This is a genomic window from Streptomyces sp. NPDC057950, assembly GCF_042887295.1.
Taxonomy (GTDB): domain Bacteria; phylum Actinomycetota; class Actinomycetes; order Streptomycetales; family Streptomycetaceae; genus Streptomyces; species Streptomyces kaempferi.
Genome location: NZ_JBHVPP010000008.1, coordinates 97,125 through 116,962, shown reverse-complemented (window position 1 = coordinate 116,962; position 19,838 = coordinate 97,125). Strand labels below are relative to the sequence as shown.

Below are 19,838 nucleotides of genomic sequence, written 5' to 3'. Positions count from 1 at the left end.
GCGAAAGTCCCGCCTGCCTCGTGACGCCCGGCACGTTCCCTCACTGCCTCGAGGGCGTGGGAGGTGCCCCCACTCGCCGCACCGGGCGGAAGCCCGGGTACGTCCCGTACGCGGGCTTCCGCCCGGCACCGAGAGCACGCACCGGACGCCGCGAGGCCCGCCCTCCGGGCGGACGACGGAAGTTTCGCAACACGCCCTGGAGCCCAGCGCCCGCCAACGCTAGGGGATCTCTTAGAGCCTGTCGCCGCAGGTCCGGAAGCCACCCCCGGCCGTCCGCATAATCGGCCCCAGGCCGCCCGCACCCGTCCGGGACCGCCACCGCCCGCGCCACCGACGCACCACCGGCGACACCACGGGCCCCGCTGTCGAAGGGAACCGATCCGTGACCGAGGACAGGCTCCGCGAACTTCACGCGTTCCTGAAGCGCGTCACCGCAGACCTCCAACGCACGCGCAACCGCCTGCACCAGGTCGAGTCGAGGGCCACGGAACCCATCGCCATCGTCTCCATGAGCTGCCGCTACCCCGGCGGCGTACGCACCCCCGAAGACCTCTGGCACCTCGTGGACAGCGGCACCGACGGCATCTCGGACTTCCCCGAGGACCGCGGCTGGTCCGTCGACACCCTCTACGACCCCGACCCCGACCACCCCGGAACCTGCTACACCCGCCACGGCGGATTCCTGCACGACGCCGTCGACTTCGACGCCGACTTCTTCGGCATGTCACCCCGCGAAGCCCTCGCCACCGACCCCCAGCAGCGCCTGCTCCTCGAGGTCACCTGGGAGGCCATGGAGCGCGCCGGACTGCGCCCCGCCGACCTGAAGGGCACCGCCACCGGCGTCTTCGCGGGCGTCATGTACAACGACTACGGCTCACGGTTCCCCGAACCGCCCGAAGGACTCGACGGCTACATCGGCAACGGCAGCGCCGCCAGCATCGCCTCCGGACGCATCGCCTACACCTTCGGCTTCGAAGGCCCCGCCATCACGGTGGACACCGCCTGCTCCTCCTCCCTGGTCGCCCTGCACCTCGCCGTCCAGGCCCTGCGCGCCGGCGAGTGCGACCTCGCCCTCGCCGGTGGCGTCGCCGTGATGTCCACCCCGGTCACCTTCATGGAGTTCAGCCGTCAGCGCGGACTGTCCGCCGACGGCCGCTGCAAGTCCTACGCGGACGCCGCCGACGGCACCGGCTGGGGCGAGGGCGTCGGCATGCTCCTGCTGGAGCGCCTCTCGGACGCCCGCAGGGCCGGCCACGACGTCCTCGCGGTCATCCGCGGCTCCGCCGTCAACCAGGACGGCGCGAGCAGCGGCCTCACCGCTCCCAACGGCCCGTCGCAGCAACGGGTCATCCGCGCCGCGCTCGCCGCCGCCGACCTCCGGCCGGGCGACGTCGACGCCGTCGAGGGCCACGGCACCGGCACCACCCTCGGCGACCCCATCGAGGCCCAGGCCCTGCTCGCCACCTACGGCCAGGACCGGCCCGCCGGCCGCCCCCTGTGGCTCGGCTCGCTCAAATCGAACATCGGCCACACCCAGGCCGCCGCGGGCGTCGGCGGCGTCATCAAGATGGTGCAGGCCCTGCGCCACCGGCGGCTGCCCCGCACCCTCCACGTCGACCAGCCGTCCACCACCGTCGACTGGACGGAGGGCGACGTCCGCCTGCTGACGTCACCGGTCGAATGGACCGACCCGGGCAGGCCGCGCCGGGCGGGCGTCTCCGCCTTCGGCGTCAGCGGCACCAACGCCCACGTCATCGTGGAACAGGCGCCGCCCGCCGAACCGGCGGACGACCGGGACGACGACGCACCGGCCGACGCCGCCGGGACACGAACCGCGCCCACCCCGCCGGTCGTGCCCTGGCTGCTGTCCGCACAGACCCCACAGGCCCTCCAGGCCCAGGCCCGCGGCCTGCTCACCCACCTCGGCACCCGCCCCGACGACGGCGACCACGCCGTGGCGCACGTCCTGGCCACCACCCGCTCCGTGTTCGACCACCGTGCCGTCGTCCTCGGCGACGACCACGACGCCCTGATCCGCGGCCTCGAAGCCGTGGCGGACGGCGCCCCCGCCCCCGAGGCCGCCGTGGGAACGGCCCGCCGCGGCGGAGGCAAGCTCGCCTTCCTGTTCTCCGGCCAGGGCGCGCAACGCCTGGGCATGGGCCGGGAGTTGTATGACTCGTATCCGGTGTTCGCCGAAGCCTTCGACGCGGTGTGCGCGCACGTGGACGAGGGGCTGCGGGAGGTGGTGTTCGGTGCGGACGCCGACCTGCTGAACGAGACGGGCTGGACGCAGCCCGCGCTGTTCGCGATCGAGGTCGCGCTGTTCCGGCTGGTGGAGTCGTGGGGTGTGCGGCCCGACTTCCTGATGGGCCACTCAGTCGGTGAGCTGGCTGCCGCGCATGTGGCGGGGGTGTTCTCCCTGGAGGACGCGTGCCGTCTGGTGTCGGCGCGTGGCCGTCTGATGCAGGAACTCCCCTCCGGTGGTGCGATGTTCGCGCTGGAGGCCGCCGAGGACGAAGTCCTGCCGCTGCTGGCGGAAGGGGTGTCGGTCGCGGCGGTCAACGGCCCGCGCTCGGTGGTGGTCTCCGGTGTCGAGACCGCGGTGGAGGCGGTCGCGCAGGGGATAGCCGCTCTGGGCCGCCGTACCTCCCGTTTGCGGGTCTCGCACGCCTTCCACTCGCCGTTGATGGAGCCGATGCTCGCGGAGTTCCGCACGGTCGCGGAGAGTGTCACCTACGCACCGCCGCGCATCGCGGTCGTCTCGAATGTGACCGGACAGGCCGCCGGTGCGGGGGAGTTGGAGTCGGCCGAGTACTGGGTCCGGCATGTGCGCGAGGCCGTGCGGTTCGCGGACGGGGTGCGCACGCTGGCCGCGAACGGTGTCACCCGGTTCGTGGAGCTCGGCCCGGACGGCACCCTCACCGCCCTCGCGCAGTCCAGTGTCTCCGGCGACGAGGGCACGTTGTTCGCGTCCGTCCTGCGCAAGGACCGCCCCGAGCCGCTCACGGCGCTCGGCACGATCGCCACCCTCCACACCCGCGGCACCCCCGTCGACTGGCCCGCCGTGATCCAGGGCGGCGACTGCCCGCCGGTCACCCTGCCCACCTACGCCTTCCAACGCCGGCGCTACTGGCTGGACCCCGTCGCCAAGAACACCGCCAGGACGACGGGACACCCGCTGCTCAGCACGTCCATCGCGCTCGCCGGCTCACACACCGTCGTCTCCACCGGACGCGTCTCGCGCCGGACCCAGCCCTGGCTCGCCGACCACACCGCTTTCGGCACACCGCTCGTGCCCGCCGCGGTCTTCACGGACCTCGCCCTGCACGCCGGTGCCCGGCTCGACAGCCCCCACCTGGCCGAACTCACCGTGGACCGGCCCCTCGTCCTGCCCGAGACCGGCGAGACCGAGATCCAGACCGTGGTCGAGGGCACCGAGGAGGAAGGCCGCTGGACGTTCACCGCGCACTCCCGCCCCGCCGCCCCCACGGGGGACGGCCCCTGGCAGCAGCACGCACGAGGCGTCCTGCTGCGGCGGCCGGACACCGTGACGGCCGCCGAGCACCAGGACCCGGCCGCCTGGCCGCCCACCGGAGCCATCCCCCTCGACCTCGACGAGCTCTACCTCACCCTCGAGGACCGCGACACCGTACCCGGCACCGCCCTGCGCACCCTGACAGCCGCCTGGCGGCTCGGCGACGAGGTGTACGCCGACGCCGTGCTGCCCGATCCGCAGCGCGCCGAGGCCGGCCACTTCACCCTGCACCCGGCCCTGATCGAGGGCGCCCTCCTCGCGCTCTCCGCGACCGGACACCCCGCACCCCACGCCCTGTCGTGGTCCGGTCTCACCCTGCACGCCACAGCCGCCGAGTCCGTACGCGTCCGTATCCGCCCCCGCCCGGACGGCACCGTCGCGCTCGCCCTCTTCGACCCCACCGGCGCACCCGTCCTCAGCGCGGACGCACTGAGGACACGCACCCTCACGGCGTCGGACCTGCCGGCCTCCGAGGCCGCGGAGAACGACGACGTCTTCGGCCTCGTATGGACCGCCTCGCCCGGACCGGTGCTGGCGAACGCCCCCCGACTCGCCGTCCACGCCTCCCTCGACGACCTCCTCACCGCCGCCGGGACCGGCCCGGTGCCCGAGGTCGTCGCCGTTCCCCTCCACACCCCCCTCGACGACCGCACGGCGACCGCCGAAGCCGTCCGCACCGCCACCACCACCGCACTCGCCCTGCTGCAGACCTGGCTGACGGACGACCGCTTCACCGGCTCCCGCCTGCTCCTGCTCACCTCCGGCGCCGTCGCCGCGGCCGACGGCGAGACACCCGGCGACCTGCCCGCCGCGGCCGTCCGCGGACTCGTGCGCTCCGCCCAGGCGGAGAACCCCGGCCGCTTCCTGCTCATGGACACCGACACCCCCGGGCCCGACCCGCGGGCCGTCGCCGAGGCACTGCGCCACGACGAGCCCGACACCGCCCTCCGCGACGGCCGGGTCCTGCTGCCCCGCCTCACCCGCACCGATGCCGGGCAGACCTCGCGGACAACGGTCTTCGATCCCGAGCGCACGGTCCTGGTGACCGGCGGCACCGGCACCGTCGGCGCCGCCACCGTCCGCCACCTGGTGACCGGGCACGGCGTACGCCACCTCGTCCTCGCCGGACGCAGGGGCGCGGACGCGCCCGGCGCCCGCGAACTCGTCGCCGAAATGGCCGAGGCGGGCGCCGACGTCACCGCGGCCGCCTGCGACGCCACCGACCGCGACGCCCTGGCCGCACTACTGGCGGCCATCCCACGGGCCCACCCGCTGGGCGCCGTCGTCCACGCCGCCGGCGTGGTGGACGACGGCCTCATCACCTCCCTCACCCCCGAACGCCTCGAGGCCGTACTGCGCCCCAAGGTCGATGCCACGGTCAACCTCCACGAGCTGACCCGCACCCTCGACCTGACGGCCTTCGTCATGTTCTCCTCGGCCGCCGCCACGCTCGGCAGCCCCGGCCAGGGCAACTACGTCGCGGCCAACTCCTTCCTGGACGCCTTCGCCGGACACCTCCGCGGCGAAGGACGCCCCGCCCTCTCCATCGGCTGGGGACTGTGGGCCGCGGACAGCGGCATGACCGGCCACCTGGACACCGCACAGCGCGGCCGCATCGACCGCAGCGGCATCGGCGCCCTGCCCACCCGTGCCGCCCTGGCCCTCCTCGACCGCTGCCTGTCCCACACCGACGGCACCCCCCTGCCCCTGCGCGTCGACCTGCCCGCACTACGCCGCAACGCGGCCGGGCTCACCCCCCTCCTGCGCACCCTGACCGGCCGCGCACCGCTGCGCCGGGCCGCCGGTGCCGGGGCGCCCGGCCCGGCACCCGCGAGCGGCACACTGGCCGCGCTCCCCGAGGAGCAGCGGCACAAGGCGGTCCGCGCCCTGGTCCGCACGACGGTCGCCGGTGTCCTCGGCCACAGCAGCGACGCGTCGATCGCCCTCGACCGCCCCTTCGCGGAAATGGGCTTCGACTCCCTCACCGCCATGGAGCTGCGCAACGCCTTCACCCGCGAGACCGGCCTCGCCCTGCCCGCCACCCTGGTCTTCGACCACCCCACCCCGAACGCGGTCGCCGACCTCCTGCTCGCCGAACTCGTCCCCGCCACCGCGCGGTCGGCGCAGACCGCGCGACATGGTTCCGGCGCGGCGGCCGACCTCGCCGACGACCCGGTCGCGATCATCGGCATGGGCTGCCGCTTCCCCGGAGGGGTCGAGAACCCCGAGCAGCTGTGGGACATGCTCCTCAAGGGCGGCGACGGCATCAGCGACTTCCCCGCCGACCGCGGCTGGGACCTGGCCGCCCTCCACGACCCGGACCCCGAGTCCCGGCGCCGCGGCACGACGTACACCAGTCGCGGCGGCTTCCTGGAGAACGTCGCATCCTTCGACGCGGACTTCTTCGGCGTCTCACCCCGCGAGGCGCTCGCCATGGACCCGCAGCAGCGCCTGCTGCTGGAGACGTCGTGGGAGGCCGTGGAGCGGGCCGGCATCGACCCCCGCTCCCTGCGCGGCAGCCGCACCGGCGTCTTCACCGGCACCAACGGCCAGGACTACGCGCAGGTCCTGAACACGGCGGACGCCGACACCGAGGGCTACCTCGGCACGGGCAACGCCGCGAGCGTCATCTCGGGCCGGGTCTCCTACGTCCTGGGTCTCGAAGGGCCCGCCGTCACCGTCGACACCGCCTGCTCGGCCTCCCTCGTCGCCCTGCACTGGGCGATCCGCGCGCTCACCTCGGGGGAGTGCTCGATGGCACTCGTCGGCGGTGTGACGGTGATGTCGACCCCGGCGGCGTTCGTCGAGTTCAGCCGCCAGCGCGGCCTCGCCGCCGACGGCCTGTGCAAAGCGTTCGCGGAGGGCGCGGACGGTACGGGCTGGGGCGAGGGTGCGGGCGTGCTGCTCGTGGAGCGCCTGTCCGAGGCCCGCGCCAACGGCCACCCCGTGCTGGCCGTCGTACGTGGCTCGGCGGTCAACCAGGACGGCGCGTCGAACGGTCTGACCGCGCCGAACGGTCCCTCGCAGCAGCGGGTGATCCGTGCCGCGCTCGCGAGTGCGGGACTGTCGCCGTCGGACGTGGACGCGGTGGAGGCGCACGGCACCGGCACCTCGCTGGGCGACCCGATCGAGGCGCAGGCGCTGCTCGCGACCTACGGCAAGGACCGTGACGCCGAACGGCCGTTGTGGCTCGGCTCGGTGAAGTCCAACATCGGTCACACGCAGGCGGCCGCGGGTGTGGCGGGTGTGATCAAGATGGTGGAGGCGCTACGGCACGGCGTGCTGCCGGCCACCCTCCACGTGGACGAACCGTCCTCGCACGTCGACTGGGCCGCGGGCGAAGTACGCCTCCTGACGGAGTCCGTGGACTGGCCGCGGACCGCACGACCCCGCCGGGCCGGAGTCTCGGCCTTCGGGTTCAGCGGGACGAACGCGCACGTCGTGCTGGAACAGGCACCGGAGACGGTCACCGAGGAACCCACCACCGCGCTTCCCCGGCCCCTGCCCGTGACCAACTGGGTCGTCTCGGGCCGCGGTTCCGAGGGGCTGCACGCCCAGGCCGCCAGACTGCTGGCGCACGCCCAGGCCCACCCGGAACTGGACTCGGCCGACGTGGGTCTGTCGCTCGTCAGGACCCGTTCGGCGTTCGAGCACCGTGCGGTGATCCGGGGCGGCGACCGGGAGGAACTGCTCGCGGGCCTGGCCGCCGTCACCCGCGACGAGACGCTGCCGAGCGTGGCGCGCGGCACCGTGACCGAGGGCAAGCTCGCCTTCCTCTTCTCCGGCCAGGGCGCGCAACGCCTCGGTATGGGAAGGGAGTTGTACGAGTCGTTCCCGGTGTTCGCCGAAGCCTTCGACGCGGTGTGCGCGCAGGTGGACGAGGGGTTGCGGGAGGTGGTGTTCGGTGCGGATGCGGATCTGCTGAACGAGACGGGCTGGACGCAGCCCGCGCTGTTCGCGATCGAGGTCGCGCTGTTCCGGTTGGTGGAGTCGTGGGGGATGAGCCCCGACTTCCTGATGGGGCACTCAGTCGGTGAGCTGGCCGCCGCGCACGTGGCCGGTGTGTTCTCGCTGGAGGACGCGTGCCGTCTGGTGTCGGCGCGTGGCCGTCTGATGCAGGAACTCCCCTCCGGTGGGGCGATGTTCGCGCTGGAGGCCGCCGAGGATGAGGTCCTGCCGCTGCTGGAGGGCTGGGAGGCGGAGGTGTCCGTCGCCGCGGTCAACGGGCCCCGCTCGGTGGTGATCTCCGGCGTCGAAGCGGTCGCGGAGACCGTCGCGGGGGAGGTGGCTGCTCTGGGCCGCCGTACCTCCCGTTTGCGGGTCTCGCACGCCTTCCACTCGCCGCTGATGGAACCGATGCTCGCCGAGTTCCGCACGGTCGCCGAGAGCGTGACCTACGGTGAGCCGCGCATCGCGGTCGTCTCGAACGTGACCGGACAGGCCGCCCGCGCGGGGGAGTTGGAGTCGGCCGAGTACTGGGTGCGGCACGTGCGGGAGGCCGTACGGTTCGCCGACGGGATCGCCCGGCTCGAAGAACAGGGCGTGACCCGGTTCGTGGAACTCGGACCCGACGGCACCCTCACCGCCCTCGCCCAGCCCTGTGTCCCCGACAGCCAGGACGCGCTCTTCACCCCCACGCTGCGCAAGGACCGCCCCGAGACGGACACCGCCCTGGCCGCCCTGTCGGCGGCGTTCACCCACGGGGTCACCGTCGACTGGCCCGCGCTGTTCACCGGCGCGCGGACCATCGCCCTGCCCACTTACGCCTTCCAGCGCGAGCGGTTCTGGCCCGAACCCGCGCAGGACGCCCTCGAGCGACGCGTGGACGGCTGGCGCTACCGCGTCGACTGGGAGCCGACGGCCGTACCGCTGCCTCCCGCACCCGTACCGGGCCGCTGGATCCTGCTCCAGCCCTCGGACGAGGACGCGTTGGCGGGCATCGAGGAGTTCGTCCCCGGTGCCGACCGCTTCACCTGCCCCCCTCGCACGGATCGTGCCGCGCTGGCACGGGTCCTCGTACAGGCCGCCGAGGGCGGGGCCGTCGCGGGCGTGCTGTCGTGCCTCGCCCCCGCCGGTGGCGCGGGGACGACCCTCGCGCTCGTCCAGGCCCTCGGCGACGCGAGCCTCACGGTTCCGCTCTGGACGGTGACGCACGGCGCGGTGTCGACCGACGGACCGGCCGAGGAACCGGCCGATCCGGCACAGGCCGCCGTATGGGGCCTCGGCCGGGTCGCAGCCCTGGAACACCCCGACCGCTGGGGCGGCCTGGTGGACGTCCCGGCCCAGCGGCCCGACCGACACGCCCTCGCCGGCATCGCCGCCGCCCTCGTGTCCGGCGAGGACCAGGTCGCCGTACGCGGCCCCGAACTCCTCGCCCGCCGTTTGGTCCACGCCCCGGTCTCCGCCACCTCGGCCCCGGCCACCGCCTGGACCCCGCGCGGCCCCGTCCTGGTCACCGGCGGAACAGGCGCCCTCGGCGCGCGCCTCGCACACTGGCTCGTACGGCGCGGCGCGCGGGACCTCGTCCTGACGAGCCGCCGCGGAGCGGCAGCGCCCGGCGCCGTCGAACTCGCCGACGCACTGCGCGACCTGGGCGCCCAGGTCGCCCTGGAAGCCTGCGACATGGCGGACCGCGACGAGGTCCGCGCCCTGCTGGACCGGCACGCCGTCGACGCGGTGTTCCACGCCGCGGGCCGGGGCGACGCCGCACCGATCGACACCGCCGACGCCCAGCACCTCGCCGACGTATGGGGAGCCAAGGCCGCCGGCGCCACCCACCTGGACACCCTCCTGAAAGACCGCGACCTGTCGGCGTTCGTGGTGTTCTCCTCGATCGCCGGGGTGTGGGGCAGCGGAGGCCAGTCGGCCTACGCCGCCGCCAACGCCCAACTGGACGCGCTGGTCGAGCGCCGCCGGGCCCGTGGGCTCGTCGGTACGGCGGTGGCCTGGGGCCCGTGGGGCGGCGGGGGAATGGTGACGGACGACGGGGCCGTCGAGCTGGCGCGACGGGGTCTGCGGGTGATGGACCCCGGCCGTGCGCTGGCAGGTCTGGGGCGTGCCCTGGACCTCGGGGACGGCACGGTGGTGGTCGCCGACGTGGACTGGGAGAGGTTCCTCCCCACGTTCACCAGCAGCCGTCCCAGCCCGCTCCTGTCCGCACTCCCGGAAGCGGCCGCCCCGGCGGCCGGCCCGGACGACACCGCGGCCCAGGCCGCGGACCTCAGGCACCGGCTCTCCGAACTCTCCACCACCGACCGCAGGCTCGCCCTGCGCAACCTCGTGCGCGACCGGGCCGCCTCGGTCCTCGGCCGCGCCGACGGCCGGAGCATCGAACCCGGCCAGGCGTTCCGCACCATCGGCTTCGACTCCCTGACCGCCGTCGAACTGCGCAACCAGCTCAACCACGACACCGGTCTGCGCCTGCCCACCACCCTCGTCTTCGACTACCCCACCCCCGGACACCTGGCCGAGCACCTCTGCACCGAGCTCTTCCCCGACACCGCCGGCCCCGCGGACGCCGACGAGGACACGCTGCGCAAGAAGCTGTCCACCATCCCGCTGGCCCGCCTCCAGGAGAGCGGCCTGCTGACCGCGCTGCTGGCGCTCGCCGAGCCGGACGGCCCCTCGCAAGCGGAGGGGACGGCCCCGGGCGTGGCCGCCGAGGCCCAGGACGACGACCTGATCAGCACGATGGACGTCGACGACCTCGTCCAACTGGCCCTCGGCGACTCGGCCCACTGACGTGCAGCCCGCCGCCCACCCCGCCCGCCGAAGCCCGAAGCAAGAACAGTGGAGCTGAGTATGCCCACCTCCGAGGAACGCGTTGTCGCGGCCCTGCGCGCGTCGCTGGTCGAGAACGAGCGGCTGCGCAAGCAGAACGACCGCCTCGCCCGCGCGGCGACCGAACCGGTGGCCGTCGTCGGCATGGCCTGCCGCTATCCGGGAGACGTCCACTCGCCCGAGGACCTGTGGCGGCTCGTGGCCGACGGCCGGGACGCGATGACCGGATTCCCGGAGGACCGCGGCTGGGACCCGGCCGTGACCCCCACCGACACGGCGGCCCCGCGCGGCGGATTCGTGGCCTCCGCGACCGAGTTCGACGCCGGCTTCTTCGGCATCTCGCCCCGCGAGGCCCTCGCCATGGACCCGCAGCAGCGCCTCACCCTGGAGGCGTCCTGGGAGGCCCTGGAACGGGCGGGCATCGACGCCGCCGCCGTACGCGGCAGCCGCACCGGGGTCTTCGTCGGATGCAGCAACCAGAACTACGGCTCCGCGACCGGACGTGAGCTGCCCGAGGGCATCGAGGGCCACCTGCTCACCGGCAACGCCGCGAGCGTGGTCTCGGGCCGGGTGTCGTACGTGCTGGGTCTGGAAGGGCCCGCGGTGACCGTGGACACGGCGTGCTCGTCGTCGCTGGTCGCCCTGCACCTGGCCGTGCAGGCGCTGCGGTCGGGGGAGTGCGACCTCGCACTCGCCGGCGGCGTGACCGTGATGTCCACCCCCGACGTGTTCGCCGAGTTCGACCGGCAGGGCGGCCTCGCGGGCGACGGGCGGTGCAAGGCGTTCGCGGAGGGTGCGGACGGTACGGGTTGGGGCGAGGGTGTCGGCGTCCTGCTCGTGGAGCGGTTGTCGGACGCGCGCGCCAATGGTCATCCCGTGCTGGCGGTGGTGCGGGGTTCGGCGGTGAACCAGGACGGTGCGTCGAACGGCCTGACCGCGCCGAACGGTCCCTCCCAGCAGCGCGTCATCCGCGCGGCACTGACCGGTGCGGGACTGTCCGCGTCGGACGTGGACGCGGTGGAGGCGCACGGCACCGGCACGTCCCTGGGCGACCCGATCGAGGCCCACGCCCTGCTCGCCACCTACGGCAAGGACCGTGACGCCGAACGGCCGTTGTGGCTCGGCTCGGTGAAGTCGAACATCGGTCACACGCAGGCCGCCGCGGGTGTGGCGGGCGTGATCAAGATGGTGGAGGCGATGCGCCACGGCGTGCTGCCCGCCACCCTCCACGTCGACGCACCCTCGACCCACATCGACTGGGAGGCGGGCGAGGTCCGCCTCCTCACCGCACCACGCGCCTGGCCCGAGACCGGCCGCCCCCGCACCGCGGCGGTCTCCGCCTTCGGCGTCAGCGGGACCAACGCCCACGTCATCCTGGAACAGGGCACCCCCGCACCCGCACCCGCACCCGCCCCGGTCCCGGTCCCAGTCCCGGTTCCGGTTCCGGTTCCGGTTCCGACAGAGAACCCGGCACACGACCCGGCCCCCGTCGCCGCACCGCCCGTGGTCCCGTGGCTCCTCTCCGCCCGCACCCCGGAAGCCCTGCGCGCCCAGGCCCGCGTGCTGTCGGCCTTCCTCACCGGACGTCCCGACCACAGCTCCGTCGATGTCGGCTGGTCGCTGCTGACCACCCGGTCGACGTTCGACCACCGCGCCGTCGTCCTCGGCGGCGACCGCACCGACCTCCTCGACGGCCTGCGCGACCTCGCCGAGAACGAGACGACCCCCCGGACGGCGACCGGCCACAGCCGCGACGAGGGCAAGCTCGCCTTCCTCTTCTCCGGCCAGGGCGCGCAACGTCGTGGTATGGGCCGGGAGTTGTACGACTCGTATCCGGTGTTCGCCGAAGCGTTCGACGCGGTGTGCGCGCAGCTCGGTAACGGGTTGCGAGGTGTGGTGTTCGGTGCGGATGCGGATCTGCTGAACGAGACGGGCTGGACGCAGCCCGCGTTGTTCGCGATCGAGGTCGCGCTGTTCCGGCTGGTGGAGTCGTGGGGTGTGCGGCCCGACTTCCTGATGGGGCACTCAGTCGGTGAACTCGCCGCCGCGCACGTGGCCGGTGTGTTCTCGCTGGAGGACGCCTGCCGGTTGGTGTCCGCGCGGGGCCGTCTGATGCAGCAACTCCCCTCAGGTGGTGCGATGTTCGCGCTGGAGGCCACCGAGGACGAGGTCCTGCCGCTGCTGGCGGAAGGGGTGTCCGTCGCGGCGGTCAACGGCCCTCGCTCGGTGGTGGTCTCCGGTGTCGAGACCGCGGCGGCGGCGGTCGCGCAGGAGATAGCCGCCCTGGGCCGCCGTACCTCCCGTTTGCGGGTCTCGCACGCCTTCCACTCGCCGTTGATGGAGCCGATGCTCGCGGAGTTCCGCACGGTCGCGGAGAGTGTCACCTACGCGCCGCCCCGCATCGCGGTCGTCTCGAACGTGACCGGACAGGCCGCCGGCGCGGGGGAGTTGGAGTCGGCCGAGTACTGGGTGCGGCACGTGCGTGAGGCCGTACGGTTCGCCGACGGGATCGGGTGGCTGGCCGCGAACGGTGTCACCCGGTTCGTGGAGCTAGGCCCCGACGGCACCCTCACCGCCCTCGCCCAGCCCTGCGTCCCCTCCGACGACGGGATGCTCTTCACCCCCGTACTGCACAAGACCGGCTCCGAACCGGCGACCGTCCTGCGCGCCCTGGGCCGTCTGCACGCACATGGTGCGCCGGTCGGGTGGGAGACGTTCTTCGCAGGAACCGGTGCGGCGGCCGTGGAACTGCCCACGTACGCCTTCCAGCGCGAGCGTTACTGGCTCGACCCGTCCACGCCGAGGCCGAAGCCCGGCGCCGGCTCCTGGCGTTACGCCGTCACCTGGAAGCCGCTGGCCCGGTTCTCCGGCACCACGCCCGCGCTCGCGCCGCCCCCGGGCCCGCGGCTGGTGCTCGTCCCGCAGGTGCGCGACGAGCGGGCCGACGCCACCGTCCGCACCGTAATCGAAGGGCTCGCGGGGCACGGGTTCGAGCTGCGGCGGATCGAGGTGCCGCACCCCGCGTCCGAGACGGGCCGAGCGGACCTGGCGGCCCGACTCCGTGACGCCCACGACGAGTTCGGACCCGTCACGGCCGTCCTGTCCCTGCTCCCGCTGGCCGAGGACCGGACCGGGGTGGCGGCGGCCACGGCCACACTGGTCCAGGCGCTCACGGACAGCGGACTGCGCGGTCCGGTGTGGTCGTTGACGCGCGGCGCCGTCTCCGTGGGACGCTCCGACGTGCTCACCGCACCCGAACAGGCGGCGGTGTGGGGACTCGGCCGGGTCGCGGCCCTCGAACACCCCGACCTCTGGGGCGGACTCGTGGACCTCCCGGACGACCTCGACGAACGGGCGGTCGCACGGCTCGCCGCGGTCCTCACCGAACTGCCCGGCGGAGGCGGCGCGTTCGGTGCGTCCGCCGAGTCCGCCGAGTGCGGCGAGGACCAGGTGGCGGTCCGCGACTCCGGTGTCTTCGGCCGCAGGCTGTCCAGGCCCCGCCCCGCCCCGCTGGACGCCTGGCAGCCACGGGGAACGGTCCTCGTCACCGGAGGCACGGGCGCCATCGGCGCCCGGGTCGCGCGCTGGGCGGTCGAGCGTGGTGCCGAGGACATCGTCCTGGTGAGCCGGCGCGGCCCCGACGCGCCCGGCGCCCCGGAACTGGAAACAGCCCTCCGTGAGATGGGCGCGCGGGTCACGGTCGCCGCGGCCGACGTGTCCGTCAGGGAAGAGGTCGCCGCGCTCCTCGAACGGCACCGCGTCGACGCCGTGCTGCACACCGCGGGCGTCCTCGACGACGCCGTCATCGGCGGCACCGATCCCCAGCGCATCCGGCACGTCATGCGGGCCAAGGCCGAGGCGGCCCTGCACCTCGACGAACTGACACGGGACCGGGAACTGTCCGCCTTCGTCCTCTTCTCGTCGCTCGCCGGCGTCATGGGCAACGCCGGACAGGGCGCGTACGCCGCCGCCAACGCGGTCCTCGACGCGCTCGCCGAGCGCCGTCGCGCCGAGGGGCTGCCCGCCACCTCCGTCGCCTGGGGCCCGTGGGCCGGTGGCGGTATGGCCGCCGACGCCACGGGCGGCCGCAGGCGCGGCCGCGGCGCCGTGGCGTCACTCGACCCGGACCTGGCCGTCGCCGCCCTCGCGACGGCCCTGGACTCGGGTGTGACCACCGAGTTCGTGGCCGACATCGACTGGCCCCGGTTCGCACCGGCCTTCACATCGATCCGGCCGAGCGCACTCCTGCGGGAACTTCCGGAGGCCACCCCCTCCCCGTCCGCCGACCGGCCGTCGCCGGACGGCACGGACAGCCCCGGCGCCCGCATCGCAGCTCTCCCGCGCGAGGCGGGCGTCCGGGCCGCCGTGGACCTGATCCGTGCTCGTGCGGCGGCGGTGCTGGGTCACGCCGGGCCGGAAGCGGTTCCGGCCGACCGCGCGTTCCGCGAACTGGGCGTGGACTCGCTCATCGCGGTGGAGCTGCGCAACGTACTGGGCGCGGAGTGCGGGGTACGGCTGCCCGCCACCGTGGTGTTCGACCATCCGACTCCGGCGGCTCTGGCGGTGTTCCTGTACGGCGAGTTGGGCGGCGCCGTCGACGAGGCGCCCGGCGCGTCCGTGAGCGTGGCGGTGGCCGGCGACCCCGTGGTGATCGTCGGGATGGCCTGCCGGTTCCCCGGCGGAGCCGACTCCCCGGAGACCCTGTGGAGCCTGCTGTCGGAGGGACGCGACGGCATGACCGGCTTCCCCGACGACCGTGGCTGGGAAGGTCTCGGCGCGGTCTACGGATACGACGCCGCGGACTTCGCAAGGGTGGGCGGATTCCTGTCGGGTGTGGGCTCGTTCGACGCGGGCTTCTTCGGAGTGTCACCGCGTGAGGCGCTGGCGATGGACCCGCAGCAGCGCCTGCTGCTGGAGTCGTCGTGGGAGGCTGTGGAGCGGGCCGGTATCGACCCGCGGTCGTTGCGCGGTTCGCGGACCGGCGTGTTCGCGGGAACGAACGGCCAGGACTACCCGGCGCTGCTGTCGCTGTCGGACGGTGACTTCGGTGGCTACGTCGGCACCGGTAACGCGGCGAGCGTATTCTCCGGCCGGGTGTCGTACGTGCTGGGTCTGGAAGGGCCCGCGGTGACCGTGGACACGGCGTGCTCGTCGTCGCTGGTCGCCCTGCACCTGGCCGTGCAGGCGCTGCGGTCGGGGGAGTGCGACCTCGCACTGGCCGGCGGCGTGACCGTGATGTCGACGCCGGGTGCGTTCGTGGAGTTCAGCCGGCAGGGCGGGCTGGCGGGCGACGGCCTGTGCAAAGCCTTCGCCGAAGGCGCGGACGGTACGGGTTGGGGCGAGGGTGTCGGCGTGCTGCTCGTGGAGCGGTTGTCGGACGCCCGCGCCAACGGCCACCCCGTCCTGGCCGTCGTACGTGGCTCGGCGGTCAACCAGGACGGCGCGTCGAACGGCCTGACCGCGCCGAACGGTCCCTCGCAGCAGCGGGTGATCCGGGCCGCGCTCGCGAGTGCGGGACTGTCGCCGTCGGACGTGGACGCGGTGGAGGCGCACGGCACGGGTACGTCGCTGGGCGACCCGATCGAGGCGCAGGCGCTCCTCGCCACTTATGGCAAGGACCGTGACGCCGAACGGCCGTTGTGGCTCGGCTCGGTGAAGTCGAACATCGGTCACACGCAGGCCGCCGCGGGTGTGGCGGGCGTGATCAAGATGGTGGAGGCGATGCGCCACGGCGTGCTGCCCGCCACCCTTCACATCGACGCACCCTCGACCCACATCGACTGGGAAGCCGGTGACCTACGGCTGCTGACCGAGTCGGCGCAGTGGCCGGAGACGGACCGTCCCCGCCGCGCGGGTGTTTCCTCGTTCGGACTGAGCGGCACCAACGCGCACGTGGTGCTGGAACAGGCACCGGACCCCGCCGTCGAGGAAGAGCCGGCCGCGGGCCGGCCGCTGCCCGTCACCCCGTGGGTGGTGTCCGGGCAGAGCCCCGCCGCGCTGCGGGCCCAGGCGGACCGACTGCTGCACCACCTGCGGACTCGCCCGGAGTCGGCCCCTGCCGATGTGGCCCTGTCGCTCGTCGGGTCACGGTCGGCCTTCGGCAACCGTGCGGTGGTGCGCGGCACAGACCGTGAGGAACTGCTCGCGGGCCTGGCCGCCGTCACCCGCGACGAGACGGTGCCGAGCGTGGCGCGCGGCACCGTGACCGAGGGCAAGCTCGCCTTCCTCTTCTCCGGCCAGGGCGCGCAACGCCTCGGTATGGGCCGGGAGTTGTATGACTCGTATCCGGTGTTCGCCGAGGCCTTCGACGCGGTGTGCGCGCACGTGGACGAGGGGTTGCGGGAGGTGGTGTTCGGTGCGGACGCGGATCTGCTGAACGGGACGGGCTGGACGCAGCCCGCGTTGTTCGCGATCGAGGTGGCGCTGTTCCGGCTGGTGGAGTCGTGGGGGATGAGCCCCGACTTCCTGGTGGGCCATTCAGTGGGCGAGCTGGCCGCCGCGCACGTGGCCGGAGTGTTCTCGCTGGAGGACGCGTGCCGTCTGGTGTCCGCGCGGGGCCGTCTGATGCAGCAACTCCCCTCCGGTGGGGCGATGTTCGCGCTGGAGGCCACCGAGGATGAAGTCCTTCCGCTGCTGGCGGAAGGGGTGTCGATCGCCGCGGTCAACGGCCCGCGCTCGGTGGTGGTCTCCGGTGTCGAGACCGCGGCGGAGGCGGTCGCGCAGGAGACAGCCGCCCTGGGCCGCCGTACCTCCCGTCTGCGTGTCTCGCACGCCTTCCACTCGCCGTTGATGGAGCCGATGCTCGCGGAGTTCCGCACGGTCGCGGAGAGTGTCACCTACGCGCCGGCCCGCATCGCGGTCGTCTCGAACGTGACCGGACAGGCCGCCGGTGCGGGGGAGTTGGAGTCCGCCGAGTACTGGGTCCGCCATGTCCGCGAGGCCGTACGGTTCGCCGACGGGATCGGGTGGCTGGCCGCGAACGGTGTCACCCGGTTCGTGGAGCTCGGCCCGGACGGCACCCTCACCGCCCTCGCGCAGTCCAGTGTCTCCGGCGACGAGGACATGCTGTTCGCGTCCGTCCTGCGCAAGGACCGCCCCGAGACGGACACCGTCATGGCGGCGGTGTCGCGGGCGTTCGCACACGGTGCCGCCGTCGACTGGCCCGCACTGCTGGCCGGTTTTGGGGCGCGGCGGGTGGAACTGCCGACGTACGCCTTCCAGCGTGAGCGATTCTGGCCCCGGCCCGCCGCACACCGCCCGTCCGGGACGAGTACGAACCCGCTGGACGCGAGCTTCTGGGAGGCCGTGGAACGCGGCGACGCCCACGAACTCGCCGGGGTCCTGGGCGTGGCCGAGGCCGAACTCGACTCCGTCGTACCGGCCTTGTCTGCCTGGCGGCAGGGCGCTGCCGAGCGCAGTCGGGTCGACGGCTGGCGCTACCGCGTCGAATGGCAGTCCTCCACCGCACCGCCACCCGCCGCCCCGGACCCCGGCCGCCGGCTGCTGCTCCAGCCGACCGGCGAAGGCCCGGTGCTCGACGGCATCGAGGAGTTCCTCCCCGGTGTGGAGCGGATCGCCTACGACTCCGACGCCGGCCGTGCCGAACTGGGCCGTGTCCTGTCCGAGGCGGCAGTGGCGGGCGATCCGGTCGTCGGGATCCTGAGCCGGCCCGCGGACGTGACGGCCTCCCTGACGCTCGTCCAGGCGCTGGGTGACGCGGGCGTGAGCGCGCCGCTGTGGCAGCTCACCCACGGCGCCGTCACCGTGGGCACCCCGTCCGAAGGTGTCGTCGATCCGGCGCAGGCCGCCCTGTGGGGTTTCGGCCGGGTCGCCGCCCTGGAGCACCCCGACCGGTGGGGCGGCCTCGTCGACCTGCCGGAATCCGTGGACCGGAGTGTCCTCGCGAGCCTGGCCGCGGTCGTCACCGACGGCGCCGAGGACCAGGTGGCCGTACGCGGTGCGGCGCTGTTCGCCCGGCGGCTCTCCCACGCCCCGCTGCCCGGTGGCGCACCGGTCTGGGGGCCCTCGGCCGACGGCTGGCGCGCTCCGGAACGGGTGCTGGTGACGGGAGGCACGGGCGGAGTCGGCGCGCGGGTGGCCCGGTGGCTGGTGGGGCGGGGTGCGAGTGAGCTCGTCCTCACCAGCCGTCGCGGAACCGGCGCCCCGGGCGCGGCCGAACTCGTCGGTGAGTTGGAGGTGTTGGGGGCGCGGGTCGTGGTGGAGGCGTGCGACACGGCTGACGCTGAGGCGGTCGCGAGCCTGTTGTCCCGGCATCCGGTCGACGCGGTGTTCCATGCCGCGGGTGTGCTGGACGACGATCTGATCGACCGGCTGACTCCGGAGCGGGTCGCCGCGGTGCTGGCCGCGAAGGCGGTGGGTGCCGGTCATCTCGACGCGTTGAGCCGGGACTTGGATCTGTCGGCGTTCGTGGTGTTCTCCTCGATCGCGGGTGTGTGGGGCAGTGGTGGGCAGTCGGCGTACGCCGCGGCCAACGCCCACCTCGACGCCCTCGTCGAGCGGCGCAGGGCCCGGGGTCTTGCCGGCACCGCCGTCGCCTGGGGCCCCTGGGGCGGCGGAGGGATGGTCTCGGAGCAGGGCGCCGCGGAATTGGTGCGCCGGGGTCTGCGGGTGATGGATCCGGACCGGGCGCTGACCGGCCTCGGACGCGCGCTGGACGTCGGCGACGCCACCGTGGTGGTGGCCGACGTCGACTGGGAGAGGTTCCTCGCACCGTTCACCGCCCGCCGTCCCAGCCCGCTGCTGTCCGCCCTCCCGGAGACGCGGGCCGCCGCGACGGCGCCCGGGAACGCGGAGACCGGCTCCGACGCCCCACGCCCCCTGGTCGAGAAGCTGACCGCGGCACCCGCCGAGGCGCGGCTCCAGCTGGTGCAGGACCACGTGCGAAGCGTCGCCGCCACGGCACTCGGCTTCGACGGGGTGTCGGGCGTCGAACCCACCAAGGCGTTCCGGGAGATGGGCTTCGACTCACTGACCGCCGTGGAACTGCGCGACCGGCTCAACGCCGACACCGGTTTGCGGCTGCCCACCACCCTCGTCTTCGACCACCCCACACCCGCCGACCTCGCCCGCCACCTGGCGGACGAGGTCTTCGGGGGCGGGCAGGCGAACCCCACGGCGCTGCTGGCCGAGGTGGAGAACGCGGTCGGGAAGATCATCGGCTCTGGGCCCGGACAGGACCTGAGGGTTCTGCTCAAGGCGCGGCTCAAGGCGTTCCTCACCGAGGTCGAGGACCTGGAGGCCGGCCTGAATGGCCTGAACGGCCCGGACGACGGCACCCGGTCCGGGGTCTCCATGGCCGACCGGCTCGACGACGCCACCGACGAGGAACTGTTCGACCTGATCAGCCGGGAACTCGACCAGTCGTAGGAGCGCGGACCGCCCGAGAGCAGTGCGAGCCGTGATGACGAGCCGATTCACGGGTGCTTTTCGAAACGCCCGTGAATGGGGCGACTAGGGGATTTCAGGGTTTCCGTGGTATTCCCGTCGGTTTTCTCGACGGTGG

1 protein-coding gene and 1 pseudogene are annotated in these 19,838 nt (G+C 73.8%); both read left to right on the top strand.

The window, feature by feature from the left end:
- Positions 1-487: 487 nt before the first annotated feature.
- Positions 488-10,276, top strand: a pseudogene (locus tag ACFVTC_RS15850) (SDR family NAD(P)-dependent oxidoreductase); the annotation flags it as partial.
- Positions 10,277-10,336: 60 nt separating this feature from the next.
- Positions 10,337-19,702, top strand: coding sequence for a type I polyketide synthase (locus tag ACFVTC_RS15845; RefSeq protein WP_390127216.1), 9,366 nt, complete (start codon positions 10,337-10,339; stop codon positions 19,700-19,702).
- The last annotated feature ends 136 nt before the right edge of the window (positions 19,703-19,838 follow it).